The organism is Rhodococcus sp. D-6 (assembly GCF_040256695.1).
Taxonomy (GTDB): Bacteria; Actinomycetota; Actinomycetes; order Mycobacteriales; family Mycobacteriaceae; genus Rhodococcus; species Rhodococcus pyridinivorans.
Genome location: NZ_CP132970.1, coordinates 3,413,941 through 3,440,218 on the forward strand (window position 1 = coordinate 3,413,941; position 26,278 = coordinate 3,440,218).

General features: G+C 66.6%; 26 protein-coding genes. 13 read left to right on the forward strand and 13 right to left on the reverse strand.

The window, feature by feature from the left end; translation table 11 throughout:
- Positions 1 to 6 precede the first annotated feature (6 nt).
- Positions 7 to 1,425 (reverse strand): HAMP domain-containing sensor histidine kinase, encoded by a 1,419-nt coding sequence (locus RBB84_RS15855; protein ID WP_064256200.1) that lies wholly within the window; start codon positions 1,423 to 1,425, stop codon positions 7 to 9.
- The gene (locus RBB84_RS15860) at positions 1,422 to 2,129 is read right to left on the reverse strand and encodes a response regulator transcription factor (RefSeq protein ID WP_024101966.1); all 708 of its coding nucleotides are present in this window, start codon (positions 2,127 to 2,129) and stop codon (positions 1,422 to 1,424) included. The genes RBB84_RS15855 and RBB84_RS15860 overlap by 4 nt, the downstream gene beginning before the upstream one ends.
- Before the next feature lie 133 nt (positions 2,130 to 2,262).
- Between RBB84_RS15860 and RBB84_RS15865 the strand changes: the two genes are divergently transcribed.
- The 4 genes from RBB84_RS15865 to RBB84_RS15880 are packed head-to-tail and all read left to right on the forward strand — an operon-like array spanning position 2,263 to position 6,118.
- Positions 2,263 to 3,105 carry a polyphosphate polymerase domain-containing protein gene (locus RBB84_RS15865; protein WP_019290963.1) on the forward strand — a complete coding sequence of 281 codons (843 nt, stop codon included), beginning with the start codon at positions 2,263 to 2,265 and terminating at the stop codon, positions 3,103 to 3,105.
- Positions 3,106 to 3,133: 28 nt separating this feature from the next.
- On the forward strand, positions 3,134 to 3,811 hold the full coding sequence (locus RBB84_RS15870; protein WP_006553093.1) for a DUF4956 domain-containing protein: 678 nt from the start codon (positions 3,134 to 3,136) through the stop codon (positions 3,809 to 3,811).
- Complete coding sequence (locus RBB84_RS15875; RefSeq protein ID WP_064256199.1) at positions 3,811 to 5,280, forward strand: CotH kinase family protein; 1,470 nt, start codon at positions 3,811 to 3,813, stop codon at positions 5,278 to 5,280. The genes RBB84_RS15870 and RBB84_RS15875 overlap by 1 nt, the downstream gene beginning before the upstream one ends.
- Positions 5,281 to 5,320: 40 nt before the next feature.
- Positions 5,321 to 6,118 carry an enoyl-CoA hydratase gene (locus tag RBB84_RS15880; protein ID WP_064256198.1) on the forward strand — a complete coding sequence of 266 codons (798 nt, stop codon included), beginning with the start codon at positions 5,321 to 5,323 and terminating at the stop codon, positions 6,116 to 6,118.
- Positions 6,119 to 6,434: 316 nt separating this feature from the next.
- Here the strand turns inward: RBB84_RS15880 and RBB84_RS15885 are convergent, their stop codons facing one another.
- Entirely contained in the window at positions 6,435 to 6,653 is a 219-nt protein-coding gene (locus RBB84_RS15885; RefSeq protein WP_138844501.1) for a hypothetical protein, read from the reverse strand.
- A gap of 44 nt (positions 6,654 to 6,697) precedes the next feature.
- Positions 6,698 to 7,132 (reverse strand): PaaI family thioesterase, encoded by a 435-nt coding sequence (locus tag RBB84_RS15890; RefSeq protein ID WP_350246269.1) that lies wholly within the window; start codon positions 7,130 to 7,132, stop codon positions 6,698 to 6,700.
- 89 nt (positions 7,133 to 7,221) lie between these two features.
- On the opposite strand from RBB84_RS15890, the gene RBB84_RS15895 reads away from it, so the two are divergent.
- The 4 genes from RBB84_RS15895 (at position 7,222) to RBB84_RS15910 (ending at position 10,266) form a co-directional block, all read left to right on the forward strand.
- Entirely contained in the window at positions 7,222 to 7,704 is a 483-nt protein-coding gene (locus RBB84_RS15895; protein ID WP_024101971.1) for a helix-turn-helix domain-containing protein, read from the forward strand.
- Between the two features lie 286 nt (positions 7,705 to 7,990).
- Positions 7,991 to 8,863 carry an alpha/beta hydrolase gene (locus RBB84_RS15900; protein WP_064256196.1) on the forward strand — a complete coding sequence of 291 codons (873 nt, stop codon included), beginning with the start codon at positions 7,991 to 7,993 and terminating at the stop codon, positions 8,861 to 8,863.
- Positions 8,864 to 8,916: 53 nt separating this feature from the next.
- Positions 8,917 to 9,678, forward strand: coding sequence for a DUF899 family protein (locus RBB84_RS15905; RefSeq protein WP_064256195.1), 762 nt, complete (start codon positions 8,917 to 8,919; stop codon positions 9,676 to 9,678).
- 60 nt (positions 9,679 to 9,738) lie between these two features.
- On the forward strand, positions 9,739 to 10,266 hold the full coding sequence (locus RBB84_RS15910; RefSeq protein ID WP_231912004.1) for a hypothetical protein: 528 nt from the start codon (positions 9,739 to 9,741) through the stop codon (positions 10,264 to 10,266).
- 22 nt (positions 10,267 to 10,288) lie between these two features.
- On the opposite strand, the gene RBB84_RS15915 is transcribed toward RBB84_RS15910, so the two are convergent.
- Complete coding sequence (locus RBB84_RS15915; protein ID WP_064256193.1) at positions 10,289 to 10,765, reverse strand: DUF6194 family protein; 477 nt, start codon at positions 10,763 to 10,765, stop codon at positions 10,289 to 10,291.
- A gap of 53 nt (positions 10,766 to 10,818) precedes the next feature.
- On the opposite strand from RBB84_RS15915, the gene RBB84_RS15920 reads away from it, so the two are divergent.
- Positions 10,819 to 11,604: a MerR family transcriptional regulator gene (locus RBB84_RS15920; protein ID WP_064256214.1), complete on the forward strand. Its 786-nt coding sequence runs from the start codon at positions 10,819 to 10,821 to the stop codon at positions 11,602 to 11,604.
- Here the strand turns inward: RBB84_RS15920 and RBB84_RS15925 are convergent.
- The gene (locus tag RBB84_RS15925) at positions 11,525 to 13,477 is read right to left on the reverse strand and encodes an APC family permease (protein ID WP_064256192.1); all 1,953 of its coding nucleotides are present in this window, start codon (positions 13,475 to 13,477) and stop codon (positions 11,525 to 11,527) included. The two genes, RBB84_RS15920 and RBB84_RS15925, sit on opposite strands and share 80 nt — an antisense overlap.
- Positions 13,478 to 13,890: 413 nt before the next feature.
- Between RBB84_RS15925 and RBB84_RS15930 the strand changes: the two genes are divergently transcribed.
- The 3 genes from RBB84_RS15930 (at position 13,891) to RBB84_RS15940 (ending at position 16,075) form a co-directional block, all read left to right on the forward strand.
- Entirely contained in the window at positions 13,891 to 14,565 is a 675-nt protein-coding gene (locus RBB84_RS15930) for a PaaI family thioesterase (protein WP_064256191.1), read from the forward strand.
- A 132-nt stretch (positions 14,566 to 14,697) separates the two neighbouring features.
- A complete protein-coding gene (locus tag RBB84_RS15935) occupies positions 14,698 to 15,588 on the forward strand; it encodes an acyl-CoA thioesterase domain-containing protein (protein ID WP_231912003.1) in 891 nt (296 codons plus the stop codon).
- 97 nt (positions 15,589 to 15,685) lie between these two features.
- On the forward strand, positions 15,686 to 16,075 hold the full coding sequence (locus RBB84_RS15940) for a hypothetical protein (RefSeq protein WP_064256189.1): 390 nt from the start codon (positions 15,686 to 15,688) through the stop codon (positions 16,073 to 16,075).
- A 429-nt stretch (positions 16,076 to 16,504) separates the two neighbouring features.
- Here the strand turns inward: RBB84_RS15940 and RBB84_RS15945 are convergent, their stop codons facing one another.
- Both RBB84_RS15945 and RBB84_RS15950 read right to left on the reverse strand, forming a co-directional pair.
- On the reverse strand, positions 16,505 to 16,738 hold the full coding sequence (locus RBB84_RS15945; protein WP_064256188.1) for a hypothetical protein: 234 nt from the start codon (positions 16,736 to 16,738) through the stop codon (positions 16,505 to 16,507).
- 129 nt (positions 16,739 to 16,867) lie between these two features.
- The gene (locus tag RBB84_RS15950) at positions 16,868 to 18,403 is read right to left on the reverse strand and encodes an amino acid permease (RefSeq protein ID WP_064256187.1); all 1,536 of its coding nucleotides are present in this window, start codon (positions 18,401 to 18,403) and stop codon (positions 16,868 to 16,870) included.
- A 219-nt stretch (positions 18,404 to 18,622) separates the two neighbouring features.
- Here RBB84_RS15950 and RBB84_RS15955 point away from each other — a divergent pair, with 219 nt between their 5' ends.
- Positions 18,623 to 19,129 (forward strand): Lrp/AsnC family transcriptional regulator, encoded by a 507-nt coding sequence (locus RBB84_RS15955; RefSeq protein WP_006553105.1) that lies wholly within the window; start codon positions 18,623 to 18,625, stop codon positions 19,127 to 19,129.
- Positions 19,130 to 19,237: 108 nt separating this feature from the next.
- Here the strand turns inward: RBB84_RS15955 and RBB84_RS15960 are convergent, their stop codons facing one another.
- The 5 genes from RBB84_RS15960 to RBB84_RS15980 form a co-directional block, all read right to left on the reverse strand.
- A complete protein-coding gene (locus tag RBB84_RS15960; RefSeq protein ID WP_064256186.1) occupies positions 19,238 to 20,323 on the reverse strand; it encodes a Glu/Leu/Phe/Val dehydrogenase dimerization domain-containing protein in 1,086 nt (361 codons plus the stop codon).
- Between the two features lie 35 nt (positions 20,324 to 20,358).
- Complete coding sequence (locus tag RBB84_RS15965; protein ID WP_350246273.1) at positions 20,359 to 23,817, reverse strand: indolepyruvate ferredoxin oxidoreductase family protein; 3,459 nt, start codon at positions 23,815 to 23,817, stop codon at positions 20,359 to 20,361.
- Between the two features lie 217 nt (positions 23,818 to 24,034).
- Positions 24,035 to 24,652, reverse strand: coding sequence for an ANTAR domain-containing protein (locus RBB84_RS15970; RefSeq protein WP_082921013.1), 618 nt, complete (start codon positions 24,650 to 24,652; stop codon positions 24,035 to 24,037).
- Positions 24,653 to 24,692: 40 nt separating this feature from the next.
- Positions 24,693 to 25,106, reverse strand: coding sequence for an SPW repeat protein (locus RBB84_RS15975; RefSeq protein ID WP_064256184.1), 414 nt, complete (start codon positions 25,104 to 25,106; stop codon positions 24,693 to 24,695).
- 172 nt (positions 25,107 to 25,278) lie between these two features.
- Complete coding sequence (locus RBB84_RS15980; RefSeq protein WP_064256183.1) at positions 25,279 to 26,277, reverse strand: zinc-binding alcohol dehydrogenase family protein; 999 nt, start codon at positions 26,275 to 26,277, stop codon at positions 25,279 to 25,281.
- Position 26,278: the final 1 nt, after the last annotated feature.

Below are 26,278 nucleotides of genomic sequence, written 5' to 3' on the forward strand. Positions count from 1 at the left end.
CACGCCTCATCGAGAAGTGGCGCGTGGAAGTAGACGGGGGATGCGGACACGGAAGGTAGAGCCGACACCCTTCTCGGACTCCACCTCCACCTTCCCGCCGTGCGCCGCGACCAGCGCAGCGACAATCGACAGACCCAGACCACTCCCACCCGACGCGCGGGTGCGGGAGGCGTCGGCGCGGTAGAAGCGTTCGAAGACGCGCTCGCGGTCGTCGGGATCGAGACCGGGGCCGGTGTCGGCGACTTCCAAGATCGCATCGGTGTCTGCGGTACCCACCCGCACCGTGACATCGGCGTCTGGTGAGGTGTGGGTCAGGGCGTTTGTGACGAGATTGCTCAACACCTGACGCAGACGGGCGTCGTCGCCGCGAACCTCGGGAGTGCCTGGGCCGTCGATGATGTCGAGGGTAATGGTCCGTTCGGGTGCGACGGCACGCGCGTTGTGCACCGCGTCGGCGGCGACCGCGAGCAGGTCCACCGGGGAGCGGTCGAGCGGGCGTTGTTCGTCGAGTCGCGCAAGCATGAGTAGGTCTTCGACGAGCAGACCCATGCGGCGGGCCTCGCGTTCGATGCGGTCCATGAGCATGCCGGTGTCGGTACTCGCGCCCTGCCGGTACAACTCGGCGAAACCGCGGATGGTGGTGAGCGGAGTTCGGAGTTCGTGGCTGGCATCGGCGACGAAGCGACGCATCTTCTCCTCCGAGCGTCGCGCCGACTCCTCGGATGCTGCGGTTGCTGCGAAGGCTGATTCGATCCTGCCGAGCATGGCGTTGAAGGTCACCGACAACCGCCCGATCTCGGTTCGGGGATCGCCCTCGGGCACCCGCTCGCTGAGGTCGCCTTCAGCGATCGCGGCGGCGGTGCGCTCGACCTCGTCGAGGGGACGCAGGCTCATCCGCACGACGACACCGCCGCCCACCGCCAGTGCGACCAGCACGACCGCACCGATCACCGTCTGCAGCACGACGAGGCTGTCCACCGTCTCGTCGGCCTCGGCCAGGCTCATCCCGACGGTGGTCACGACACCCGACGCGTTCTCGGTGCTCATCACCCGCCAGTGCGGACCGTCGTTGCCCACGGATCCGACGGTGACGGGCCTACCCGTCGGATCCTCAGGCACATCCGGTGCGGTCGACTCGTCATTGACGACGAACAGCACTTGTCCGTCGGCGTCGACGACCTGCACGTAGAAGGGGCTCGGCGGTCGCCGGGAGGTGGGGGCGTCCAGCGGTGGCGTCAGTGGGGGTCGGTCGGGTCGCGCCCAGGTCCGTGCGGCCTCCTCGAGGTCCCGGTCGACGCGCGACAGCAGAGAGTTCTGCAGAGCCGAGGTGACGGCAACACCCGACGCGAGCAGACCGATGCCGGCCAGGAGCACCAGGGCGGCCACCAGCGTCCAACGGAGTGGCAGCGCCCGCAGCCGGTTCATGTGCGGGGTTCCCGCATCACGTAGCCCACCCCGCGAACGGTGTGGATGAGGGGGACGTCGCCGATGTCCACCTTGCGTCGCAGATACGACACGTACGACTCGACAACCCCGACCTCACCGCCGAAGTCGTAGTTCCACACGTGCTCGAGGATGCGGGGCTTGCTCAGCACCGTCCCGGCGTTGAGCATGAAGTACCGCAGCAGCGTGAACTCGGTCGGCGACAGCGACACAGGCTTGCCGGCCTTGAACACCTCGTGGGTGTCCTCGTCGAGTTCGAGGTCGGCGAAGGTGATGCGGGAACTGCGTTCGGTCTCGGACACCTTGCCGGCGCGGCGCAGGATCGTGCGCAGCCGGGCGATGACCTCTTCGAGGCTGAACGGTTTGGTGACGTAGTCGTCGGCGCCGAGCGTCAGGCCCGCGACCTTGTCCTCCACCGCGTCTTTCGCGGTCAGGAACAGCACGGGCGCGTCGATGCCGTCGGCGCGCAGGCGGCGCAGCAGGCCCATGCCGTCCATCCCGGGCATCATCACGTCGAGGATCACTGCGTCGGGCCGGAAGCGTCGCGCCTTGTCCAGTCCTTCGGCGCCGTTGCTCGCGGTCTCCACCTCGAAGCCCTGGAACTTCAGGCTCACGGACAGCAGTTCGACGATGCTCGGCTCGTCGTCGACGACGAGCACGCGCGCTTCGGGAATCCGGTCGGTCACGACTTCGATTGTCGCGGGTAGGGCTGGCACCGCGCTCGAGATTTCCTGGCAGGTTCCTGTGAGCTTTCCGATTGTCAGGAAGTTGCCAGGAGAACTCCACGGAACCTCGAGATCACGAGTGTGTGCTGTGGGGGTGAACAACGGCTATCAACAGACCGCGAGCAGACTGCACGCGTTCAACCGGTACGAGATCAAGTATTTCGTCGACGAGATGAAGGTGCCCGAACTACGGCGCGAGCTCGCCGCCCGGATGGACACCGATCCGTACTCCCCACACGGGGGCTATCCGGTGACGTCGCTGTACTACGACACCCCGGATCTGCGGTTCTACTGGGAGAAGATCGAAGGCTTGAAGTTCCGCCGCAAGGTACGCATGCGGCTGTACGGCGATCCGGCCGCATGCACCGACGACTCTCCCGTGCAGGTCGAGATCAAGCAGCGCGTCAACCGGGTGACCCAGAAGCGTCGCACTGCCCTCCCGTACGGCGTCGCCCTGCGATGGCTGAACGGACGCGAGGACATCGAGTGCGACGACTCGCAGCGGCCGTTCGTCGACGAGGTCTCCGGTCTCGTGGGGAATCTGGATCTGCGACCGATCGTGACCACCGGCTATCTGCGCGAGGCGTTCGTCGGACGCGACGCCGACCTCGGCCTGCGCGTGACGATCGACCACAAGGTGCACGGCCGCGACCGCGACTTCCACTTCGCGTCCGGCGCAGAGAACCGCTTCATCATCCCGCCGAAGCTGGCCGTCGTAGAGCTCAAGGCCAACGAGCGGGTGCCCTACTGGGCGACTGATTTGACGGCCCGGCTGGACATGTCGGTGATCCGGGTGTCGAAGTACTGCCAGTCGGTCGAAGCGTTCGGGCTCGCACCCAGGTCCCGTTTCGGTGCACCGGAACTGGTGTCGCCGGACGGCTCCGACGCGCGGGTACCCACCGATCTTCTGTCCACCGAACCGATCCCGGCTCGCTGACCTTCCCTTCTCCGAAACAAGGACGGATATGAACTTCGATTTCCAAGATCTCAGTGGCACGTTCACGACCTTCGACATCGTGGTGTCGCTGGCGTTGTCGTTCGTGCTGTCGAGCGTCATTGCGTGGGTCTACCGCTACACGCACAAGAACGTCTCCTACAGCCAGTCCTACGTACAGACGCTGGTGCTGGTCGGCATGGTCATCGCGCTCATCATGCTGGTGGTCGGATCGAACATCGCCCGGGCGTTCGCTCTCGTCGGCGCGCTCTCGGTGGTGCGATTCCGCAACGCCATCAAAGAAACTCGCGATGTCGGGTTCATCTTCCTGGTGATGGCCATCGGCATGACCACCGGTACCCGCTTCTACGTGCTCGCCATCGCAGCGACCGTCGCGATCTGCCTCGTACTGCTGATCATGAACAAGTTCAACTGGTTCACGCTCGACGTGCAGCGTCAGGTGGTCAAGGTGCAGGTGCCGCCGGAGCCGGCCTACACCAGCACCGTCGAGGACATTCTCATCAAGCACTGCAGTGAATACGAGTTGGTGTCCACCGAATCCGTCCGCGCCGGCGCTCTGGTGGAGCTGTACTACACGGCGCAGCTGAAGAAGGGCACGAGCTCGAACGACCTGATCGCGGCACTGAGCGCCGTCAATGCCGGCCAGCGGGTGAGCGTCCTGACCGGATACGACCAGACCGACCTGTGATGACGGCACCCACCCCGCGGCGCCGTCTGCGGCACCGGATACCGACCTCGCTGCGGCGGCACTGGAAACTGCCAGTGGCGTTCATCGCGTTCGTCGCGATCGTGGCCACGGCATTCGGAGCGACACGCGTGCGGCCCTACATCACAGGCGACCCGACGATCATCTCCTCGGAGATCACCGAGAACGTCGCCGGCACAGTCGATCTGTTCGACACCTCCGCCACACACGAGTTGTCGCTCGAGATCGGCGACGCCGAGTACGACGACATGATCTCCGCATACGAGAAGGACGGCGACAAGGAGTGGGTGGTCGCCGATGTGGTCATCGACGGCACCCGCATCGACGACGTGGGTGTGCGCCTGAAGGGCAACTCGACGCTGCGCGGCCTGCAGGGCGAGGGTTTCGATCAGGCGCAAGGCCCGCCCGGGATGGAGGGCACGGTTCAGGTGGATCCGGAGGATCCGACCTCGTTGCCCTTGCTGATCCGTTTCGACGAGTACGTCGACGGTCGCGCGTATCAGGGCATGACAGAACTGTCGGTGCGGCCCGGCTCGCCGGTGATCAATGAGGCGATGGCGTTGTCGCTCACCGCCGAGACCGATCAACCGACCCAGCGGTACGCGTACACGGTGTACTCGGTCAACGACAGCGCCACCGCGACGCGACTGGTGCTCGAGCATCCCGATGAGCAGTACGCCAACTCGCTGTTCGACTCCCCCGGCTATCTCTACAAGGCCGATGCGTCGTCGCGGTTCGAGTACGTCGGCGACGACCAGTCGGACTACGCCGACCAGTTCGAGGAGATCAATGCCGCCGACTCCGGGACGCTGCAACCCATCATCAGCTTCCTGAAGTGGATGGACTCGGCCGACGACGCAGAGTTCGACGCGCACCTCGCCGACTGGGTCGACGTCGAGTCCTTCGCCCGGTACGTCGCCACACAGAACCTGCTCGTCAACTTCGACGACATGGCCGGACCCGGTCAGAACTACTACCTCTGGTACGACCTCGACACGAAGAAGCTCTCGGTGGTCTCGTGGGATCTGAACATGGCCATGCAGGGTGATACTTCCGCCGGCCCGGACGACTCCATCTCCATGATGGGCGGCATGGGACCGGGCGGTCGCCCGCAGGGCATGGCGGACGCCGCGCTACCGGAGGGGATGCCTCAGGCCATGCCACCTGGAATGCCTGGAGGTGAGAGTCGCGGACCAGGCGGCGGTAATACCTTGAAGACCCGTTTCCTCGACTCCGACGCCTTCACAGAGATCTACCACCGGGTGTATCAGGAGCTGTCCGAGCAGATCTACGGCAACGGTCTGGCACTCGAGGTGCTCGACGCGGTGGCGGCGTCGGTGCCGCCCTCCGACGGCCTCACTGCCGAGGCGCTGCAGGAGAGCGTCGACTCGATGCGCTCCTGGATCGGGGAACGTACGCAGGCACAAGTTCAGTGGATTCAGCCCCGCTGAGCGAGGTCGGATCCACCGAAGTTACGGATACTGTCGGGCCATGACTTCCGAAGAAATCCTGCTCGTCGAGCAGCGCGATTCCGTCCGCATTCTCACCTTCAACCGCTCGGAGGCGCGGAATGCGCTGAGCTCGGCGCTCATCGATGCCCTGCGCACCGAGATCGCTGCAGCGGAGGCGGACGACGAGACGAACGTCGTGGTCCTTACCGGCACCGACCCGGCCTTTTGCGCCGGACTCGACCTGCAGGAACTCGGGGAAGGGGGAGGCAACCTGTCGCTGGTGTCCGGCGCCGACCTCCCCGTCGGTCATCCGTGGAAGCCCATCTCCAAGCCGATCATCGGCGCGGTGAACGGCGCCGCCATCACCGGTGGTCTCGAAATGGCACTCGCGTGCGACTTCCTCATCGCGTCCGAGCGCGCCCGCTTCGCCGACACCCACGCGCGAGTCGGCGTCCTGCCGGGTTGGGGACTCACCCAGCGCCTTCCCGCGGCGGTGGGTCCGGGCTTCGCGCGTCGCATGAGCCTGTCCGGCAACTTCGTGGGTGCCGAGGAGGCGCTGCGTGCGGGTCTGGTGACGCAGGTCGTCGCGCATGACGAACTGCTCGGCACGGCCGTGGAGGTCGCGCGGACGATCGCCGGCAACGACCAATCCGGTATGCGGGCGTTGCTCGCGTCGTACCGCCGGGCCGAGGAGCACGTCGTCGAACCGGCCCTACGGGTGGAGCAGCAGACCTCGGAAGAGTGGATGCGGGAGTTCTCGCCGTCGCGGGTCGCCGAGAGGCGGGCGGCAGTGATCGAACGTGGAAAGTCCCAAAACGCCGTGAACCCCAAGTCCTGAAACACCCATGATAAAAGGGTGTTTCAGTCTAATCGGACAGATTTATCACGGAACCATAACAACTCGTGACGGCAGGTAACAGGCTTTGGGGCCTTCGCGAAGTATGGGGCGGAAGTGAATTGATCTTGCAGATCTTTCACTTCCCGCGTCCGTTCGCGGGCGTGCCCATCCACAACAACATGGAGGTATTCCTATGCTGCTCGGATCTCTCGCACTGACCCTCGGTGGACTGCTCGTTGCCCTCGGCATCGTTCTCTGACGGCCGGACGATCGACTCCGCGCCCGCACCACCCCCTGCGTGCGGGCGCGGTTCGGTCTATTCGGACGGATTCACTTCCGGCGTCCGGAAAACCGTGTCCTCACTACGCTTCTCGGACATCCTCTTCTCGAGTTCGTCCTTCTCGCGCTGCGCCATCTCGGGGTCGACGTCCTCACCCGGGACGGGTCCGGGATCTGTAGCCGGTGCGCCCTGACCGGGATCGGCCGCGTCGATCTCGTCGGAGCCGGTGTGCTTGATCGGGAGAAACGGTTCCATGCTTGCCATGGATACGGATTCCCGACACCGATGCGCGCAAACAACTACTCCGGCAACGGAACGTTCTGCAGTCGCAGCTGACCGCGAGCGAGGACCTTGCCGGTCGTAGTGTCGGTGATGATCACCAGCCACAGTTGCTGAGTCCTCCCCTGCTGCAACGGTTCTGCCGTGACCGACGCGCGGCATCCCGTCGTCGAACGCAGGAAGTCGGTCGAGTTGTTGACGCCGACAGCGAACTGGCCGCGCTCGAGTACCGCGGCGCTTGCGCCGATGCCGCCGGCAGTTTCGACGATGGTCGCATAGAGCCCACCGTGCACGACTCCCCACGGGGTGTGATGGTCGGGGCCCAGGTCGACGTATCCGGCGACCTTCGTTCCGGTGGCTTCCTCGACGACGAAGCCGCTCGCCTCGACGAATCGGCTCGGCGGCTTCTGGCTGTAGTCCTCGATGGTCGGACGGGCCTCGGTAGTTCCGGTCATGACAACTCCTCGTTCACGCTGACTTCGATATCCACAGTTAGCCAGTGCCTAGGCTGACTGTCAAGGATTAAGTCAGCTACCCTGTGGGCATGCAGTGGCTCGACTACAGCACCGACAACTGCTCGGTCCAGCGCACGATGGACGTCATCGGCGAGAAATGGACGATGATCGTTCTCCGCGAAGTGTTCAACGGCGTGCGACGTTTCGAGCAGATGCGCCGGCACACCGGCATCTCCGACCCCGTGCTGTCCGCCCGACTGCGCACCCTCGTCGAGGCCGGGATCCTCGACACCGTCCCCTACCGCGAGGAAGGCCGCCGCACGCGCAACGAGTACCGGCTCACCGACAAGGGTCGCGATCTCTATCCGATCCTCGTCGCCCTGCTCCAGTGGGGGGACAAATACTGTGCAGATCCCGACGGCCCGTCACTGCTCATCGAACACCGCGACTGTGGCGCTCCGGTCGAAGCGGTCGTGCAATGCGCCCACGGCCACGGTCCGCTGCGGCCGAGCGAGTCGCAGACCCGGCCGGGTCCGACCGCGCGAAAACTCCCCGAGGGCACGAAAACATAACGAAGTGAATTTTCGGTCCGCGGCAGTGTTTCGCACCGAGGCGGCGGGTACTCCTCGGTCAGCGTCCCGGTGCGGACGCAGTCCGGATAACCGAACGACAGGAGGAACACATATGCACTTCGGATCTCTTGCGCTCCTCGGCGGACTGCCTGCGAAACCGGGCATCGCCCACTGAGCCAGCGCACACCGCGTCCGCATCCGTGATGGGTGCGGACGCGGTCGTATGTGCGATGAGTTTTCCGGGTGGCGCGAGTCGGTATGGTCACCGACCCCAGAAGGAGCCGACATGCCCGAATTCGTCACCCACTCGATCGACGTCCCCGGCGCGACTCTCGTCTACGACGTCCGCACCGTCCCCGGCGACGCCACCCCGCTGCTGCTCGCCGGATCCCCGATGGACGCGAGCGGCTTCACGAGCCTCGCCTCCTACCTCGACGACCGGACGGTGATCACCTACGACCCGCGCGGCACGGGCCGCGGTACGCGCACCGACACGTCGATGCAGTCCACTCCCGCTCTGCACGCCGACGACCTGCACCGGATCCTCGTCGAACTCGATCTCGGTCCCGTCGACGTCTTCGCCAGCAGCGGCGGCGCAGTCAACGCCCTCGAACTCGTCTCGCGCCATCCCGAGCAGGTGCGCACGCTGGTCGCGCACGAACCGCCGATCATGGAACTGTTGCCCGATCGCATCGGGGCCGAAGCGGTGCGCGACGACATTCGCGACACCTATCAGCGCAGCGGTCTCGGACCGGCCATGGCGAAGTTCATCGCCCTGGTCAGCTACGAAGGTGAGCTGAACTCCGACTATCTCGGCCGGCCCGCTCCGAGCCCGTCCGACTTCGGACTGCCCAGCGAGGACGACGGGACCCGCGACGACGTGCTGCTGGGTCAGAACTGGATGTCGTGCACGGGCTACCACCCCGATCTCGACGCTCTCGCGAACGCGTCCACGCGCATCGTCGTCGCAGGTGGTCGCGAGTCGGTACGCCAGCTGTGCGGCCGCGCCTCGGCAGCGCTCGCCGACCGGCTCGGCACAACTCCGACGCTGTTCCCCGGCGATCACGGTGGCTTCATGGGGGCCGCAGAGGGTATGTCCGGCGATCCCGGAGCTTTCGCCGCCGTGCTCCGCGACGTGCTCCAACCGAGCCGCGTGTAACCCGTCCGATCCGCTCCCGCGCGCGTCGCGGTTCCGGCCTTCCGGAGGTCACCATGCCCGAACCGCATTCCGGCCGTCCACCCGTGGTCGACCTCGCGACCTGGCAGGCCGCGCGCGACGAACTCCTCGTTCGCGAGAAAGCCCACACCAGGGAAGGCGACGCCATCGCCGCGGCTCGCCGACGACTCCCGATGGTGGAGTTCGACGGAACGGTCGAGGTGGTCGGGCCCGATGGCCCGGTCCGCTTCCTCGACCTCTTCCAGGGCCGCAACGAACTCGTCGTCTACAAGCACATGTGGTACGACGGTGCACCCCCGCAAGGCCAGTGCGAGGGCTGCACCACCACGGCCTGGCATGTCCGCGACGCCGTCTACCTCAATGCTCGCGGCGTGTCGCTCGCATTCGTCACCACCGGCCCCTGGGAGGAGGTGTCAGCGTTCGTCGAGTTCATGGGCTACACCCAGCCCTGGTACTCGGTGCGCGACGCCGACGAACCCGTGGGCGGAGCGATGGGCTACCTCACCTCCTATCTCCGCGACGGCGACCGGACCTTCCTCACCTACTCCACGACGGGTCGCGGCACCGAACGGGCCAACAGCTCTGCCGGCCTGCTCGACATGACCCCCTACGGGCGCGGCGAGAGGTGGGAGGACAAACCCGAGGGATGGCCGGAGGGAGACGATCCGTGCTGGTTCTGGCGCGCCGATGCCGACGGCAACGCGACCTGGGATGAGACGAGCCGCCCGGTGCCGCAGTGGACCCGGCCCGGCGCGACTCCCGTCGAGACCCTCGGAAGGAAGAGCAACTGGCACTGATCACACCGACGGTGCCGCGCGCCTACCGTGGAACGAGGTGTTCCCGACGAAGGAGTGTGCGTGGCGGAATCGTCCGGGTCGAATCGTCCCGAGTCCGAATGGAACGGCCGGGATTGGTACGTGAACTTCGGTGAGCGCAGCCCGTCACGGAATTGGGACGACGGCCGCCGCTACGGTTTCCTCGCCGCGGGCGGCGGCCGTTGGTATTCGGATTCCGTGCAGGAGTTGCCGGTCGGTGGCCGCGTCTTCGTCTACATCCCGAAGAGCGGATACGTGGGCATCGGCGTCGTGTCCGGTCCTGCGGCTCCGGCCGACGAGGCGACGCTCGTCGTCGACGGCCGCCCGGTGCCGTTCCGCAGCCTCGACCTGAAGGCGCCGTACACCCACGAGAGCGAGGGCACGAACCCGCACGAGGACCACCGCGAGTGGATCGTGCCGGTGCAGTGGGCGCACACCGTCGCGCGCGAGGATGCCTTCCGCATCCCGGGCCTGTTCGCGAACCAGAACTCGGCATGCCGTCTGCGTCACCGCTTCACCGTCGACACCGTGACGTCGTTCTTCGAGAGCAATCCGGATCGGGATGGGTGACAGCAGAAGCTTTTTCGCACGATCACTCCGTGTCGCGCAGCGCGTTCCTGCGTTCGACGCGACGCCGATCGGCCAGGTGGGCGTCGCGCAGCACTTCGAACAGACGCGGCGTGGTCCGCTCGCCGGGTTCGACGACCGCGACCCATCCCAGTGCGCCGTAGAGCGGGTGCGGCATGAAGACGTCGGCCTCGGCGAAGTCGATCGTCGGGTCGACGGACCGGGGCGGGTAGCCGAGCAACTCGGTGAACAGCTGCGACCCCGCATGCACGTTCATGCGCCATCGGCCCGGCTCGTCGAGGCGTGAATCCCCATCGTTCGGATAGTTCTTCGTCACGATCGTCGCGTAGGGCTGCCGGTTGTGTGGGATCTCGCCGTCCGGGGCGTAGTAGAAGAAATGGTCGCCCCACGCGACCTCGGGATGCCCACTCCCCTCCTGTGGTGCGAGCTCGAGGACACCGTCGAAACTTCTGATCTCCGCAAGGATCTGTTCCATGGTCATACTTCGAGTGTCACCTTGAAGTGCTTATGGAGGGTTCGGCTGTAGAGCACACGATGACGACGGGGCGTCTGGCTGCAGCCGCCGGATACTCCGTGCAGCAGGTGCGCGATCTCGAACGTCTCGGAGTGGTTCCTCCCGCCGTACGAATGCCCAACGGCTATCGCAGCTTCGGCCCCGAACACGTCACGGCTCTGCATGCGTACCGCGCACTGGTTGTCGCGGTGGGCCCCGTCGAGGCGCGCAGCGTCATGCACGAGGTGCAGGTACTCCCCTACGACGAGGCACTCGCTCGTGTCGTCGAACTCCACAGTGGGCTCGCGCGGGCACGCGCCGAGAGTCTCACCGCGCTCCGCGCACTCGACACCATCGTCGACGAGGCCGCCCACGACGCGCCTCCGCTACCCGGCGACGCCCTGAGCATCACCGAGCTGGCGAACGCCATCGGAGTGCGATCGTCCACCCTGAGGTTCTGGGAGAAGGAGGGATTGGTCGCGCCCGAACGGATCGACCGTAACGCTGCGCGGAGGTACTCACCCGCCGCGGCGCGGGATGCGCGGATCGTTGCCGCACTACGCGCGGGTGGCTACCGCATCCCGGCGGTCCGGGCGGCGATGGCAGCGATCGGAACCGACAACGACATCGATACTGCTCGGGACGCACTCCACGAGCGCCTGCACGCCATCGCAGTGCAGTCCGAAGCGTTGCTGCGGGCCGGTGCAGACATCGCGAACCTGATCGGGAACCGGACTCCGCGCTCGCCTAACTCGAATCCGAAGAGTGCAAGCGCCACGGCACACTCGTCACCATCACCCCGGGTTGGAACAGCAGACGACTCTTGAGCCGCAGCGCGCTCTGATTGTGGAGCAGATTCTCCCACCAGTGCCCCACGACGTATTCGGGGATGAAGACGGTGACCACGTCGCGCGGCGAGTTGCCACGCACCCGCCTGACGTAGTCGAGTACCGGTCGCGTGATCTCCCGGTACGGCGACTCCAGCACCTTCAACGGAATCGTGATGTCGCTGGCTTCCCATTCGCGCACGAGAGCGCGGGTGTCCTCCTCGTCGACGTCGACGGTGATCGCTTCGAGGGTGTCGGGGTGGGTGGCCGAGGCGTACGCGAGCGCGCGACGTGTCGGGTGGTGCAGCTTGGCCACGAGCACGATCGAATACGTGCGGCTGGGCAGCAGACCGTCCCATTTGCCGGCGTCGAGTTCGGCCGCCACGCGTCGGTAGTGGTGGTTGACGGCCCGCATCGTCACGAAGACGATCACCATGGCGAGGATCGCGATCCACGCGCCGGCGAGGAATTTCGTGATGAGCACGATGATCAGGACGGTCCCCGTCATCGCCAGACCCACACCGTTGACGACGCGCGAACGCTGCATTCTCCGGCGGTGACGCGAGTCGGTTTCGGTGGCCAACAGCCGTGTCCAGTGACGAACCATTCCGGTCTGGCTCAACGTGAAGGAGACGAACACTCCGACGATGTAGAGCTGGATGAGATGGGTGACCTCGGCGTCGAACACCCATACCAGCACGATCGCTCCGAGAGCCAGGAAGACGATGCCGTTGCTGAACGCGAGCCGATCGCCCCGGGTGCGCAGCTGGGTCGGCAGGTGTTTGTCCTGCGCGAGTACCGACGCGAGAACCGGGAACCCGTTGAATGCCGTATTCGCGGCGAGGACGAGGATCAACGCGGTCACGGCGGTGACGAGGTAGAAACCGAGCGGGAAACCGGCGAAGACCGTCTCGGCAACCTGTGCGACCAGCGTCTTCTGGTGGTATCCCTCCGGTGCCCCGAGCAGTTGCGTCGCGGGGTCTGCGGCGATGACGACGCCCAGTCGCTCGGCGAGCACGATGATGCCCATGAGCAGCGTGATCGCGATGGCGCCCAGCATGAGCAGGGTGGTGGCGGCGTTGTGCGATTTCGGTTTCCGGAAGGCCGGCACCCCGTTGCTGATGGCCTCTACTCCTGTCAGGGCCGCACATCCCGACGAGAACGCGCGCGCGAGAAGGAACGCGAAGGCCAGTCCGGCCAGATGGGATTGTTCAGCGGCGAGTTCGTAGTGCGACGACTCGGCCCGCAGAGGGGCATCGGACACGACGAGACGCACGAAGCCCCAGACGACCATCACCCCGATGCAGAACATGAAGGCGTAGGTGGGGATGGCGAAAGCTGTTCCGGCTTCGCGGAGTCCGCGCAGATTGACCGCGGTGAGGAGTGTGATCGCGGTGATGGCGAACAGCACTTTGTGGTGTTCGACGAAGGGGATCGCCGACCCGATGTTCTGGGCGGCCGACGAGATCGACACGGCGACCGTCAGCACGTAGTCGACGATCAGCGCGCTGCCCACCGTCAGGCCGGCGATCGCACCGAGGTTCTTCGTCGCCACCTCGTAGTCGCCGCCCCCCGACGGATAGGCATGCACGTTCTGCCGGTAGCTCGCGACCACTACGACGAGGACGACGGCGACCGCGAGACCGATCCACCCGGAGAATGCGTAGGCGGACAGGCCCGCCACCGACAGCACGAGGAAGATCTCCTCCGGTGCATAGGCGACGGACGACAGGGCGTCGGACGCGAACACCGGCAGGGCTACGCGTTTCGGCAACAGGGTGTGGCCAAGGGTGTCGCTGCGCAGCGGCCTTCCCAGCAACATCCGTTTGGTGATGTTGTCACGGCCCTTGTGGATGGTTACGGCCACGACCATCGACTCCTGTCCGGCGCATACCCGCGCACGCAGAAGCGAACGGTACGCTTGTATTACCACGCTCGCCATGGGTGCAGATAGGCAAATTCACCCCGTCGATCACCCGTCGGCAACGTTGGCAGATGAAAGAATCGTGGGTAGCGTGGAGTCGTTGTTGCTCCTCGCAACAAAGCGTGCCGTGTCTCCTCCCCTTTGACACGGCACGAACGGACCCCGTCGGCCCCTCCCCTCGTTGAGCCGACGGGGTTCACTCATTGGTTCCCGTCTATGCCGCGGTTCACACGTTTTCGTACAGAACGGTCCGTTTTACGGATTTTGCGGCGATCCCGGACAGCGGCAGCAGAACTTGACTCGTCCACAGTGCGCGCGGTCGACTACTTTCTTTCACCACGCTCACGATCCGGAGAACCCTGATGACCGATTCCATCCTCGAGCTCTACGTCAACGACGGATTGTCCGACGAGGAAATCGATCAGCAGAGGGCCACCTACGGTCCGCTCACCGAGGACGTGCGCGAGCTGATCCAGCTCGCACTGCAGACGCGTGTGGATGCCGACGACGTCGCGCGGGCGCGGGAACATCTCGCAGCTGCGCGCGAGATCCTCGAACGCGACCGGGAGGACGGCCCGTACGGCACCCGGTTCAACGACTCGGGCCGATTCCGCAACTGGGGCAACGCCGCAATAGGCCTGCGCAACGCCATCGCGCCGATCGGCGACATCCACGAGGAGGACGACGGCCGCGTGTGGACCGACATCGACCTCGGTCCCGCCTACGAAGGACCGGCCGGACACGTGCACGGCGGGGTCTCCGCACTGCTGCTCGACCAGATCCTCGGCGACGCCGCGCGCATCTCGGGATATCCGGGGATGACGGGCACGCTCACCATCCGCTACCGCAAGCGCACTCCCCTCGGCGCTCTGCGTGTGGAGGCGAAACTCGACCGCGTCGAGGGACGTAAGGCGTTCGTCGTGGGGCACATCGCCGACTCGGAGGGGATCTGCGTGGAAGCGGAAGGCATCTTCATCGCTCCGGTGTGGATGGTGCAGCAGCGCGACTCGTTCGCGGAGACACCGAGACCCGAATAGGCTCACAACCGAGAAGTGAGGCTCACAACGCCCATGGTCGACCATCAGGGTTGTGAACCTCACCTGTGCGTTGTGAACCTCCGAACGACGTAACCCTTCCGTCGTCGACCACAGAATGGCAATATCACTCTCATGAGCGAGAATGGCATTTCCACAAGCCAGCGGCCGTCGGTGACGATGAGCCAGCACACCTTCACCGCCGACTTCGGCCTGACGTCGCTCCAACTGAACAAGGAACGCGCGGTCATGCGCGCCGACCTGCACGACAAGCTGCGCAACGACGCCGGCGCCGCAGCACTCGGGGTGCTCACCACCGTGGTCGACATCGTCACGTCCACCCCGCCACTCGCCGTGTGCAGCCCGGACTGGGTGGCAACCCAGGACCTGTCCATCCACACGGCGGAACCGCTCACCGAGGGTCCGATCGTCGTCGACACACACCTGGTGCGCGTCGGCAAGAAGACCGTGCACGTCGCCGCGGAGATCTACGACGGGCGCGGCATCACCGACCTCGAGGAACTCGTCGCCGCCCTCGACGACGGCACGTTGCAACCGGCGGGGCGTGGTCTCGTCACCTTCGTGCGGCTTCCCCGTACCGCGGCGGCCGGTTCGGATTACTACAACCCCGGCGAATGGGTGGGCACCATCCGCGAATATCCGAGCGAGCATGTCGAGGGATCGATCTACTCCCGATTGGGGATGCGCACCCTCGACGCACGCACCGGCGTACTCGAACTCGATCTCACCCCATTCGTGGCCAACATGATCGGCACCATCCAAGGTGGCGCCCAGGCGCTGCTCGCCGAGCAGGCGGCGCACACCGTTCTTCCGGGCTTCGTGGCCACCGACATGCAGGCCCACTATCTGTCGCAGGTGAAGGTGGGGCCGGCGCGGTCGCACGTCACGGTGGTCCGTGAGACGAAGGACCACGCGGTCGTCGACGTGCGTCTCGTGGACGCCGGAGCCGACGATCAGGTGCTTGCTCTGACGACGGTCACCCTGCGACGCCTGCCGTTGACCTGATGCACGTGTTGCCGGAGTCACCACGTGCGACCCGGTAGGTCCGGCTCCTCCGCCAGTACAGTTGATCGATATCCGGCAGGAGCGAGAGGAGTCGACCGTGCAGAACGCCGTGTTCTACTCGCTCGTCGCGATGTGTTCGTTGTTCGCCGCGTCGACGTGGTGCCTCTCGCGCCCCCACCTGCTGTCGAGCTCGGCCGCGTTCGTGGCCTCCGGGCTCTGGGTGCTGATGAACGGACCTCTCGAGGGTCGTGTGCTGCACTCGGTGACGCCGAACCACGGACTGACCGAGGCCGACCTGCTCTCGGGAGTGGGCGTGTGCATCGCAGCCTGGGGTTTCTGGACGACGCGGAACCGTCGGCGCCGTCGGCGTTCGCAGCGGCCGGCGTCGTACCGCAGGCATCCCGACGGGTCCCGAGCCATGCCGACCCCCGTCTTTCCGGCGGGAAGCGACGTCGAAACGGGCCCCATCCGCCGCAAAGCAGGCTGAGCGTTCCGGTTCGACCCCGAGAAGATTTTCCAGGTCTCGTTTCAGTATCGACTCTGGACGAGTGCCCAGCCGTCACCTAAGCTCCAAAGCGGCCACGGCGTAGGTGGCCGTGTCTCCCTAGAGTCCTCCCCGACACAGGAGATACAGCGCGAGGCCCCCGCCGGCTCCTCCCCTCGAATCGCTGGCGGGGGCCCTTCCCTGTCGGCCTCCCCGACGACAGGGGCAGATCGAATGGTAATCGGGTCCCGATGTCCGGTTCGTCCTGCGTTCGGACGAAACGCCGGGTAACCCTTGTGACCTTCGTCTCTGCGGCGCTGTTCACAGCATAGAGCAATCTGCTCACTCGCGTGCATAGATCTTTCTCGAGTTCACCGAAAGATCAACTCGCAGAGTCCTTTTTGCCGCTTTCGCGCGCTTCGCATCCTTCCGTCAGGCACGGTCCGTCAGCTCGGTGTGCCCGGCCTGACGGGCACAGTGCGCGCAGCAGTAGACGGCATCCGCCGACTCCACCCCGTGCCCGAGGATGCGGCAGTGGCAGTGGGCGCACTGTGGTGCCATCGCGGTGACCGCGCACTCGAAACTGTCGAAGGTGCCCGAGACGTCCCCGCGCGTGAGCGTGAAGGTCTTGTCGTAGTCGTTGCCGCACGTGTCGCAGGTGGCCATGACTCTCCTCCTCTACCGACGTCGCGACCGGACGGAGTCCGGTCTCCTCCCGGTCGGGTACCCGCAACCGCCGCAACACACGGGCCCGCCCGCACCGAATCGGCGCGGGCGGGCCCGTAGGCGACGGATCTATACCGGTTCCGGTTCCTTCGCTTCGTGCTTCGCGGCTTCCTGCTGCGCGGCTTCGAACTTCAGGCGCTGTCCGAGGACCGACTTGCGGCGGCCGTAGACGAAGTAGATCGCCACTCCCAGGACCATCCAGACGGTGAAGCGGATCCACGTCTCGACCGAGAGGTTGAGCATGAGCCAGCCGCAGGCGAGGACCGCGAGGATCGGGACCAGCGGCACGAGCGGCACCCGGAATCCGCGGGGCAGGTCGGGGCGGGTACGGCGGAGCACCATCACGCCGACGCAGACCAGGACGAAGGCGAACAGCGTGCCGATGTTGACCATCTCCTCGAGCACACCCATCGGGAACACCGCGGCGAGGACGGCCACGACACCACCGACCATCAGGGTGATGCGCACGGGCACACCCTTGTGGTTCGTGACGGCGAGCTTGCGGGTGACGAGTCCGTCGCGGGACATCGCGAACAGCACGCGGGTCTGGCCGAGCATCATCACCATCACGACGGTGGTGAGGCCGGCGAGGCCACCGATGTTGATGGCCATCTGCGCCCAGGTGATGCCGTGTGCCTCGAAGGCCGTGGCCAGCGTGGCACTGCCGTCACCGACCAGCTCGCTGCCGGTGCGCAGGTCGGTGTACTTCACCATGCCGGTGAGCACGAGCGTGACGCCGACGTAGAGGACGGTGACGATCGCCAGCGAACCGAAGATGCCGCGGGGCAGGGCCTTCTGGGGGTTCTTGGTCTCCTCGGCGGTGGTGGCGACGACGTCGAAGCCGATGAAGGCGAAGAAGACCAGGCTCGCTGCGGCGAGGAGGCCGTACCAGCCGTAGGTGCTGCCGCCCGCGCCGGTGAGCGCCGAGAACAGCGACTGATGCAGACCGGATGCGGCGCTCTCCGCCTCTTCGGCCTGCGGGACGTACGGCGAGTAGTTGGACTTGTCGATGTAGAAGATGCCGACGACGATGACGAGCAGGACCACCGCGACCTTGATGGCGGTGACGACGGCGGAGACCCGCGACGAGACCTTGGTGCCGATCGCGAGGATGATCGTGATGGCGCCGACGATGAGCAGCGACCCCCAGTCGACCGTGATCGGTCCGAGGTCGATCGACGCGTCCCCGCCGAACATGCCCCCGAGATACATCGACCATCCCTTGGCGACGACCGCGGAGGCGAGGGCGAACTCGAGGATCAGGTCCCATCCGATGATCCAGGCGACGAACTCACCGAAGGTGGCGTAGGAGAAGGTGTAGGCGCTGCCGGCGACCGGTACCGCAGAGGCGAACTCCGCGTAACACAGTGCGGCGAGACCGCACGCGATCGCGGCGAGGACGAACGCCAGCGAGATGGACGGTCCGGCGAGATTGCCGGCGGTGCGGGCGGTGAGGGTGAAGATTCCGGCTCCGACCACGACGGCGACGCCGAACACGGTCAGATCCTTGGCGGTCAGTTCTCGTCGTAGCCGCGAACCGGGTTCATCGGTATCCGCGATCGACTGTTCGACGGATTTGGTCCGCCAGATGCCGACTCCGGGCATTGTGTGCTCCTCGGGGTGATTGCGGCGCCCGCCACGCCCGGTCCGGGCGAGGGGTAGGCATGTCGCTCACTTCGCGCGCATTACGTTGCAGCAAGCAGTGTTTGCGTGAGCATTTGATGTAGCAATCATGGCACTGGCTCGTGAAGTGTCAATATCTTTCTGTTCGGCTGAGCATTATGCTCGAGTGGTGACGAGCATCACAACGGAAAGGGTGTCATCGTGTTCAGTCTCGACCGGCTCGACGCAGCTCTCCTCGGAGAGCTCACGCACAACCCCCGGGCAGGAATCGTCGACCTGTCGGCGAAGCTCGGCATCGCCCGCAACACCGTGCAGTCGCGCATCAGAAAACTCGAGGAGTCCGGTGCCGTCACCGGATACCGACCGGTCGTCGACCTGCCGAAGCTGGGTGTGCCGCTGCAGGCGTTCATCGGCGCCGAGCTCGTCCAGGCACAGATGGGGCATGTGATCGCCCAATTAGGCCGATTCCCAGAGGTATTGGAAGTCCACGCGACAACGGGCCGGGAGGATCTCCTGATCCGGATGGCGGCGCAGTCCCAGGAGGACCTCCTGTTGGTCCTCGAACGGCTCCACGCCATCGAGGGCGTCGCGCACACCACCACGACGCTCGCGCTCACCACGCCGATCGAGTACCGGACGCAGCCACTCGTCGAGCACATCACCCGCAATGCGGGGCACGGGCGTTCCTCGTCGGCCGGAAACTCCTGAAGACACGAGAAGGGGAGGCACCTCGCGGCGCCTCCCCTTGTTCCCCTGTGCGGATCAGTTCCCCTGCGCGGATCAGTTCCCCTGTGCGGATCAGTTCCCCTGTGCGGATCAGGCAGTATCGATGCGGCGCTCGGCGATCCGGTTGGCCGCTGCGCCCGGCGTGACGCCGAGAGTGCTGGAGACGTCGAAGATCTCGGCGGTGCGCTCGAAGATCGACTCCACTCGTGTGCGGACGACGTCGGCGGCGGATCCGTCGACCTCGCCGGCGACCTGGATCAGTCCGCCCGCGTTCGCGACATAGTCGGGTACCCAGACGATTCCGCGCTTGCCCAGCAGACCCTCCACCTCGGGCTGCGCGAGCTGGTTGTTGGCCGCACCGCACACGAGACGTGCGTCGAGGTGGGCAGCGGTGATCGAGGTCAGCGTGCCGCCGAGAGCGCACGGGGCGTAGACGTCGGCGGACGAGGCGACCACGTTGTCGGTGACCTGCGCCGGGAACTCGTCGACCACGCGGGCGACCGCGGCGGGGTTCACGTCGGAGACGATCACCTCGGCACCGTCGGCGACGAGCAGCTTCACGAGTTCGTAGCCGACCTTGCCGAGACCCTCGACACCGACCGAGCGACCCGCGAGAGTCGTTTCGCCCCAGACCGTCCGAGCGCCGGCACGCATGGCCTGGAAGACACCGAGTGCGGTCAGCGGCGAGCTGTCACCGGATCCGCCGGCGGCGACGGTGCGCCCCACGGCGTGGGCGGTGTGCCGACCCACCACGTCGAGGTCCTCCGCGCGGGTTCCCACGTCGGCGGCGGTGATGTAGCGACCACCGAGTGACTCGACGAATCGTCCGTAGGCGGCGAGCAGTTCGTCGTTCTTGTCCATCTTCGGATCACCGATGATGACGGCCTTGCCGCCACCGAGGTTCACACCGGACACCGCGGCCTTGTAGGTCATGCCCCACGACAGTCGCAGCACGTCCTCGAGTGCCGACATCTCGTCCGCGTAGGGGTAGAAGCGGGTGCCGCCGAGGGCGGGTCCGAGTGCGGTGGAGTGGATCGCGACGATGGCGCGCAAGCCGGTGGCCGCGTCGTGATGGAAGACGACCTGCTCGTGCGGACGGTCGGTCAGGCGGGCCGAGCGGCCGAACACGCCGTCGGACGTGGTGAACTCGGGGAGGTCGAGGGCAGAGGTGGTCATCGGTGGGTTCCTTTGCAGCAGAGGGTGTTCGTGCGTCAGAAGTCGGTGTCGATGCCGAGCTCGGCGAGGCGGGTCCGGTACTGCTCGACGGAGCGGAGCTTGACGTCCTCGTAGCCGCGCACCATGTCGGGCAGGGCCGCGATCTCGGCGGCGCGGTCGTAGGAGTCGACGTCCAGGCCGGCGGCGAGCCGCTGGATCGTGGCGGTGTAGTGGGCGAGCAGAGCGCGCTCGACGCGGCGGACGTGGGCGTAGCCGAAGGGATCGAGCTTCGTGCCGCGCAGACGCTTCGCCTTGGCCAGAGCCTTCAGCGCGACATGCGATTTCGGTCCGAAGCCGACCTTCTTCTCGCGGCCGAGTGCGCGCAGCGCCGGCGGGTGCAGGCGGTAGGTGAGCTTGCGCCCACCGGGGACCTGGCCCTGCACCTCGTCGAGGAAGGCCGGGTCGACGAGCATGCGGGCGACCTCGTACTCGTCCTTGTAGGCGGTGAACTTGAACAGTCCGCGGGCGACGGCCTCGCTGAAGTCCGTGCGGTTCGTGACGCGGCGCTCCGCCTCCCAGGCTGCCTGCACCTGCGCGATGTAGCGGGCGGCGAGGGCTTCGCTCTGGAAGTCGATCAGCGACGCGGCGCGGATCCGCACGAGCCGCTCGACCTCGCCGGTGAAGGTGGTGCCGGCGAACAGACGCTCCGGTGCGACGGTGGCGGCGCGCTCCGTGGGGGCCGGTTCGGTCGCGGCGGCGAAGGCCGCGGGATCCGCGACGGCCACCCGGCCCCAGCGGAAGGCGGCGATGTTGGTCGCGACGGCCACACCGTTGATCTCGATGGCCTCCTCGATGGCGTCGGCGGGGATCTCGAGTCCGCCGAGCTGGTGGGCGGCGCCCACGACGAGGAAGTTCGCGGCCGAGGTCTCACCGAACAGCGCCTGGGCTGCGGCGAGGGCGTCGAACGAGACGGTCGTGCGGGTCGCGGTGTCGAGGCGGGCGAGCAGGTCGTGCTCGTCGGGGTGCCGGACAGAGCGGTCGTAGACCATGTCGCCGGTGGGGACGCGGCTCGTCGACGCGACTGCCACGGTCTCCTCACGGTTCGCGTAGGCGAGGTTCTTCGGCTCGGTCGCGGTGAGCAGGTCGAGCGCGAGCAGAGCGGTGGCACCGCCCGGGCCGACGCGGTTGCCGGGCTCGAGTCCGTCGGCGGCGAAGCGCAGGTGGGAGACCACCGGGCCGGCTTTCTGGCTCATGCCGATCTGGTCGAGCGACTCGACCTCGAATCCGGCGCGTAGCGCGGCCGTGGCGAGCACCTGGTTGACGGTGACGATGCCGGTGCCGCCGATGCCCGCGAGGAAGACGTTGCGGGTGCCCTTCGGGGTGTCGATGGCGGCGTCCGGGATGCGCGGCGGGGTCGGAGCCTTGCGGCGCTTGGGCTTCTCCGGCGACGTCTCGACGGTCACGAAGGACGGGCAGTCGCCGTCGAGACACGAGTAGTCGGTGTTGCAGGAGGTCTGATCGATGCGGGTCTTCGAACCGAATTCGGTGTCGACCGGCTGCACCGACAGGCAGTTGCTCTTGACGCCGCAGTCGCCGCAGCCCTCGCACACCGCTTCGTTGATGACGACGCGGGTCGTGCGGGCGGGCAGGGTGCCACGCTTGCGCTGACGGCGTGCGTCGGCGGCGCAGTGCTGGTCGTAGATGAGCACGGTGACGCCCTCGATCTCGCGCAGCAGCTTCTGCGCCTCGTCGAGCCGGTCGCGGTGCCAGACCTCGGTGCCGCGGGCAAGGGTGCGCTTGCGGAGGCGCTTCGGTTCGTCGGAGCAGACGATGATCTTGCGGACACCCTCGGTGGTGAGCTTGTGGGTCAGCGCCGGGATCTTCAGGGCGCCTTCGGCGTCCTGCGCGCCGGTCATCGCCACGACGTCGTTGTAGAGCAGCTTGAAGGTGATGTTCACGCCGGCGGCGACGCACGCCTGGACGGCGAGCTGACCGGAGTGGAAATAAGTTCCGTCGCCGAGGTTCTGGAACATGTGGCCGATGTCGGTGAACGGCGCCTGGCCGATCCACTGCGCACCTTCGCCACCCATCTGGGTCAGGCCGGTGACGGCGCTGTCCTTGCGGCCCGACAGGGTGACGAGAGTGTGGCAGCCGATGCCGCCGCCGCCGATCGAACCCTCCGGCAGTGCGGTGGATCGGTTGTGCGGGCAGCCGCTGCAGAAGTAGGGGGTGCGCTGGGTCGACAGCACCTCGAGCGACAACTGCGGCAGCGGTGCGGGGCCGAGTTCGACGTGGCCGCGGAGCACGCGACGCAGCGGGCCGCGCAGGCGACCGGCGGTGAGCTCACCGTCGACGGGCACGAGCGGGCGGCCGTCGGCGTCCTTCTTGCCGACGATCTGCGGGGCGTTCGCGGTGCCGTAGAGGATCTCGCGGATCTGGGTCTCGACGAAGGCGGTCTTGTCCTCGACCACGATCAGTTCGTCGAGGCCGCGGGCGAATTCGCGGACGATCTCGGGACCGATGGGGTACGGCATGCCGATGCGCAGCAGGCGGATGCCGGCGCGGTGCAGCGCGGCGTCGTCGACACCGAGGTCGAGCAGGGCCTGGCGCAGGGCGTCGAAGGTGGTGCCGGTGGCGGCGAGGCCGACGCGGGCCTGCGGCGGGTCGACCTCGATCACGTCGAGGCCGTTGAGGCGACCGTATTCCTGGACGATCTTCCAGCGCGGGCCGTAGAGGTCGGCCTCGGCGATGACGCTGTCGCCGGGCGCGGCCATGGGGCGCTGCTTGTAGACGAACGGCCGTCCTTCCCATTCGATCTCGGGGACCGTGATGGGCAGGTCGGAGATAGAGCCGTCGACGGACCAGGCGCCGTCGGCGACGTCCGCGACGATCTTGAGGGCGACGAGGCAGCCCGAGGCACGCGACAGCGCGACGCCGTGCAGGCCCAGGGTGACGATCTCGGCGGCGTTGCGCGGGAACAGGACTGGGATGCCGAGGGCGGCGAGGGATCGCTCGCTGACGGCGGGCACGGTCGACGACTTCGACGCGGGGTCGTCGCCCACCATGAGCAGCACGCCGCCGTTCGGGTTCACGCCGTACATGTTGGCGTGACGCAGTGCGTCGGTGGCGCGGTCGAGGCCGGGGCCCTTGCCGTACCAGACGCCGACGACCCCGTCGTGAGTCGGTGTGCCGGCGCCGAGCTGTCCCTGGCTGCCCCACACCGCGGTGGCGGCGAGTTCCTCGTTGAATCCGGGCACGAAGGTGATGTCGTGCTCGGCGAGGACCTTCGGCATGCCGTGGAGCATCTTGTCGAGACCACCGAGGGGGCTGCCCTGATATCCGGAGACGAAGATCGCCACCCGGCGACCGTCCCGCATGGCCCGTACCTGCTGTTCGACGAACAGCCGGGCGATGGCCTGGACGCCGGTGAGCAGCACGGTGCCGGAGCCCGAGCGATATCGGTCGTCGAGGTCGTAGGGAAGTCGTTCGCTCTCCCGGATTACGGTCTCGGTCATTGCGTACCACCCGTCCTTCGTCGCGGCGTCCGATTGTGTCTGCGCCACTTCGATCGCGTCATTTGGTACAGCAATAGTTGATTGAGCTAGGCGAACTCGTCAACATAAGATTTTCCAGCGCATCATTTTGATTAGGTGTGATGCACGACACACTGGATGGATGCGCACGGTGCTCAGTTCCGGACGATCCGGCGCATCCGCCTGGGGAGGATTCGCTCTACCGTTCACGCGGAGGTCGGGCGGTCTCGACCACCTCGACGGCAAGGTCGCGCACGAGTTGATTGCGCTCCTGGGACAACCTGCGCAGCATTTCGAATGCGCTCTCCGCGTCGATGCCGAAGCGTTCCATGAGAACGCCCTTCGCCTGCCCGATGACATCCCTCGAAGCCAGGGCCGCGCGGAACTGCTCCTCGCGCACCGCGGCCACCGCGGCGAAGGCCGCATGCGTCGCCAGGGTCGAGGCGATGTCGACGCTGCCGTCGTCGAACGCACCCACCTGCGAGCTGTGCAGATTGAGGGCTCCGATCGTGTCGTCCGTCGTGTACAGCCGGACCGCAAGCATGGAGCGAGCACCCAGACGGGCCGCTCGGGAAGCGAACGCGGGCCATCGGTCGTCGTGCATCTCACGAGCGAGTTCCTCGATGGATTCTCGCAATTGTCGTTCGAACCTCACCGAGTTCGCACTACGAGCGCCGCGGCCTTCACCGGTGTCCATACTGCATCGTGGCATCGAAACGGCGACGGGGTTGCAGCGTTCGACCGAGGGGTATTGCCCTCGGTAGCCGGAATCGGTGTCCGGACGCCGCACCCGGTGAGGTGCTGCCGGTTCAGACATGCAGCCGGCAGCACCGCCCGGGGCTACTGCACCGAACCGGTCAGCGTGAACGGTCCATCAGACCGGTTCCCATCGCGGCCGTGGCCACGCCCAGGACGAACACGATCACACCCACGATGACGTGGGACCAGATCATGGAGGTGCTGGTATCGACGCCGCTGACCAGCCACGGCGAAACGACCAGCCACAGACCGAGCAGAGGCGCGATGAACGCCAGGCCGTGGGTGCGGCCGTAGGCCGAACCGAGTGCCATGGCGAGCACTGCGACCGCGAGGCCGCAGATCAGATTGGTGGTGGCGAGTGCCGTCTGATCGGCGAAGCCGATGATCCAGGCGGATGCCGCCGCGTACAGACCGGCAACCATCATCAATCCGTCGGTGACCTGGACTGTGGGCTGTTCGCCCATCCGGTCGTAGCGTTCGCGCATCTCGACGATGTCGGGATGGGTGTGCATTGCAGAATGAGCCGATGATGTCGACATTGTCCTCATCTCCTCGTGGGTGAGAAGTCCGAGGGGCCCTCCTGGGTCCGACACCATTATCGTCGTCCCGGACGGGATGTTCCCGTAGGGTAGAAAGTCCCGACTTGGCGATCTCGGGCGGAGCGCACCGTATCGATCCGGACCATCAGGGGACGAGGACGGCAGCGCCGCGCACGCGGTCGCCGGCGAGATCCGCCAGCGCGCGATCGGCGTCGCCCAGCCCGTATCGCATCGTCGCGACCCTGATGCGGTGCTGCCCGGCGAACGCGAGGAACTCCCGGGAATCCTTACGGGTATTGGCGGTCACCGACCGGATCTCGCGCTCGTAGAACAGGTGCCGCTGGTAGTTCAGCTGCGGAACGTCGGTCAGGTGGATGCCGGCGATCGAGAGGATGCCGCCGCGGTCGAGTGCTTCGAGTGCAGGCGGCACGAGGTCGCCGACGGGTGCGAAGAGGATGGCGGCGTCGAGGGGCACCGGTGGTGCGTCCGCGGCGCCCTGCACCGACGCGGCCCCGAGTTCGCGAGCGAGATTCCGCGCGTCCTCACTCCTCGTCATGACGTGCACCTCGGCACCTCGCGCCAGGGCGACCTGCGCCGCGATGTGGGCGCTGCCGCCGAAGCCGTAGATGCCGAGCTTGCCGCCGTCGGGGACCGAGGCGCGCTTCAGCGCGCGGTAGCCGATGATGCCGGCACAGAGGAGCGGAGCGAGTTCGATGTCCTCGTATCCGTCGGGCAGCGGGAGGGCGTACGCCGCCGGTACGGCGACGAACTCGGCGTACCCGCCGTCCTCGTCCCAACCGGTGTATCTCGAATCCGGACACAGGTTCTCGTCGCCACGACGACAGTAGCGGCACTGCCCACAGGTCGAACGCAGCCAGGCCACGCCGACGCGGTCGCCGTCGGCGAACCCTTCGACCGCCTCCCCCGCTCGATGGACTACCCCGACCACCTCGTGCCCCGGGACGACACCCGCCCGGTGGACGGGGAGATCGCCCTCGGCGACGTGCAGGTCGGTGCGGCACACACCGCACGCCAGCACGCGCACCAGAAGATCGTTCGGTCCGGTCTCGGGAAGCGGGACGGATTCGAACCGCAAAGGGTGACCGGCGACGGGGCCGGGCTCCACCACGCGCCACGCTCGCATC

Coding starts and splice junctions, on each gene's coding strand:
- RBB84_RS15855 (WP_064256200.1), bottom strand. CDS start 1,425: ATGAACCGGCTGCGGGCGCTGCCACTCCGTTGGACGCTGGTGGCCGCC.
- RBB84_RS15870 (WP_006553093.1), top strand. CDS start 3,134: ATGAACTTCGATTTCCAAGATCTCAGTGGCACGTTCACGACCTTCGAC.
- RBB84_RS15875 (WP_064256199.1), top strand. CDS start 3,811: ATGACGGCACCCACCCCGCGGCGCCGTCTGCGGCACCGGATACCGACC.
- RBB84_RS15880 (WP_064256198.1), top strand. CDS start 5,321: ATGACTTCCGAAGAAATCCTGCTCGTCGAGCAGCGCGATTCCGTCCGC.
- RBB84_RS15885 (WP_138844501.1), bottom strand. CDS start 6,653: ATGGAACCGTTTCTCCCGATCAAGCACACCGGCTCCGACGAGATCGAC.
- RBB84_RS15890 (WP_350246269.1), bottom strand. CDS start 7,132: ATGACCGGAACTACCGAGGCCCGTCCGACCATCGAGGACTACAGCCAG.
- RBB84_RS15895 (WP_024101971.1), top strand. CDS start 7,222: ATGCAGTGGCTCGACTACAGCACCGACAACTGCTCGGTCCAGCGCACG.
- RBB84_RS15900 (WP_064256196.1), top strand. CDS start 7,991: ATGCCCGAATTCGTCACCCACTCGATCGACGTCCCCGGCGCGACTCTC.
- RBB84_RS15905 (WP_064256195.1), top strand. CDS start 8,917: ATGCCCGAACCGCATTCCGGCCGTCCACCCGTGGTCGACCTCGCGACC.
- RBB84_RS15915 (WP_064256193.1), bottom strand. CDS start 10,765: ATGACCATGGAACAGATCCTTGCGGAGATCAGAAGTTTCGACGGTGTC.
- RBB84_RS15920 (WP_064256214.1), top strand. CDS start 10,819: ATGACGACGGGGCGTCTGGCTGCAGCCGCCGGATACTCCGTGCAGCAG.
- RBB84_RS15925 (WP_064256192.1), bottom strand. CDS start 13,477: ATGGTCGTGGCCGTAACCATCCACAAGGGCCGTGACAACATCACCAAA.
- RBB84_RS15930 (WP_064256191.1), top strand. CDS start 13,891: ATGACCGATTCCATCCTCGAGCTCTACGTCAACGACGGATTGTCCGAC.
- RBB84_RS15935 (WP_231912003.1), top strand. CDS start 14,698: ATGAGCGAGAATGGCATTTCCACAAGCCAGCGGCCGTCGGTGACGATG.
- RBB84_RS15945 (WP_064256188.1), bottom strand. CDS start 16,738: ATGGCCACCTGCGACACGTGCGGCAACGACTACGACAAGACCTTCACG.
- RBB84_RS15950 (WP_064256187.1), bottom strand. CDS start 18,403: ATGCCCGGAGTCGGCATCTGGCGGACCAAATCCGTCGAACAGTCGATC.
- RBB84_RS15960 (WP_064256186.1), bottom strand. CDS start 20,323: ATGACCACCTCTGCCCTCGACCTCCCCGAGTTCACCACGTCCGACGGC.
- RBB84_RS15965 (WP_350246273.1), bottom strand. CDS start 23,817: ATGACCGAGACCGTAATCCGGGAGAGCGAACGACTTCCCTACGACCTC.
- RBB84_RS15970 (WP_082921013.1), bottom strand. CDS start 24,652: ATGTCTGAACCGGCAGCACCTCACCGGGTGCGGCGTCCGGACACCGAT.
- RBB84_RS15975 (WP_064256184.1), bottom strand. CDS start 25,106: ATGCACACCCATCCCGACATCGTCGAGATGCGCGAACGCTACGACCGG.
- RBB84_RS15980 (WP_064256183.1), bottom strand. CDS start 26,277: ATGCGAGCGTGGCGCGTGGTGGAGCCCGGCCCCGTCGCCGGTCACCCT.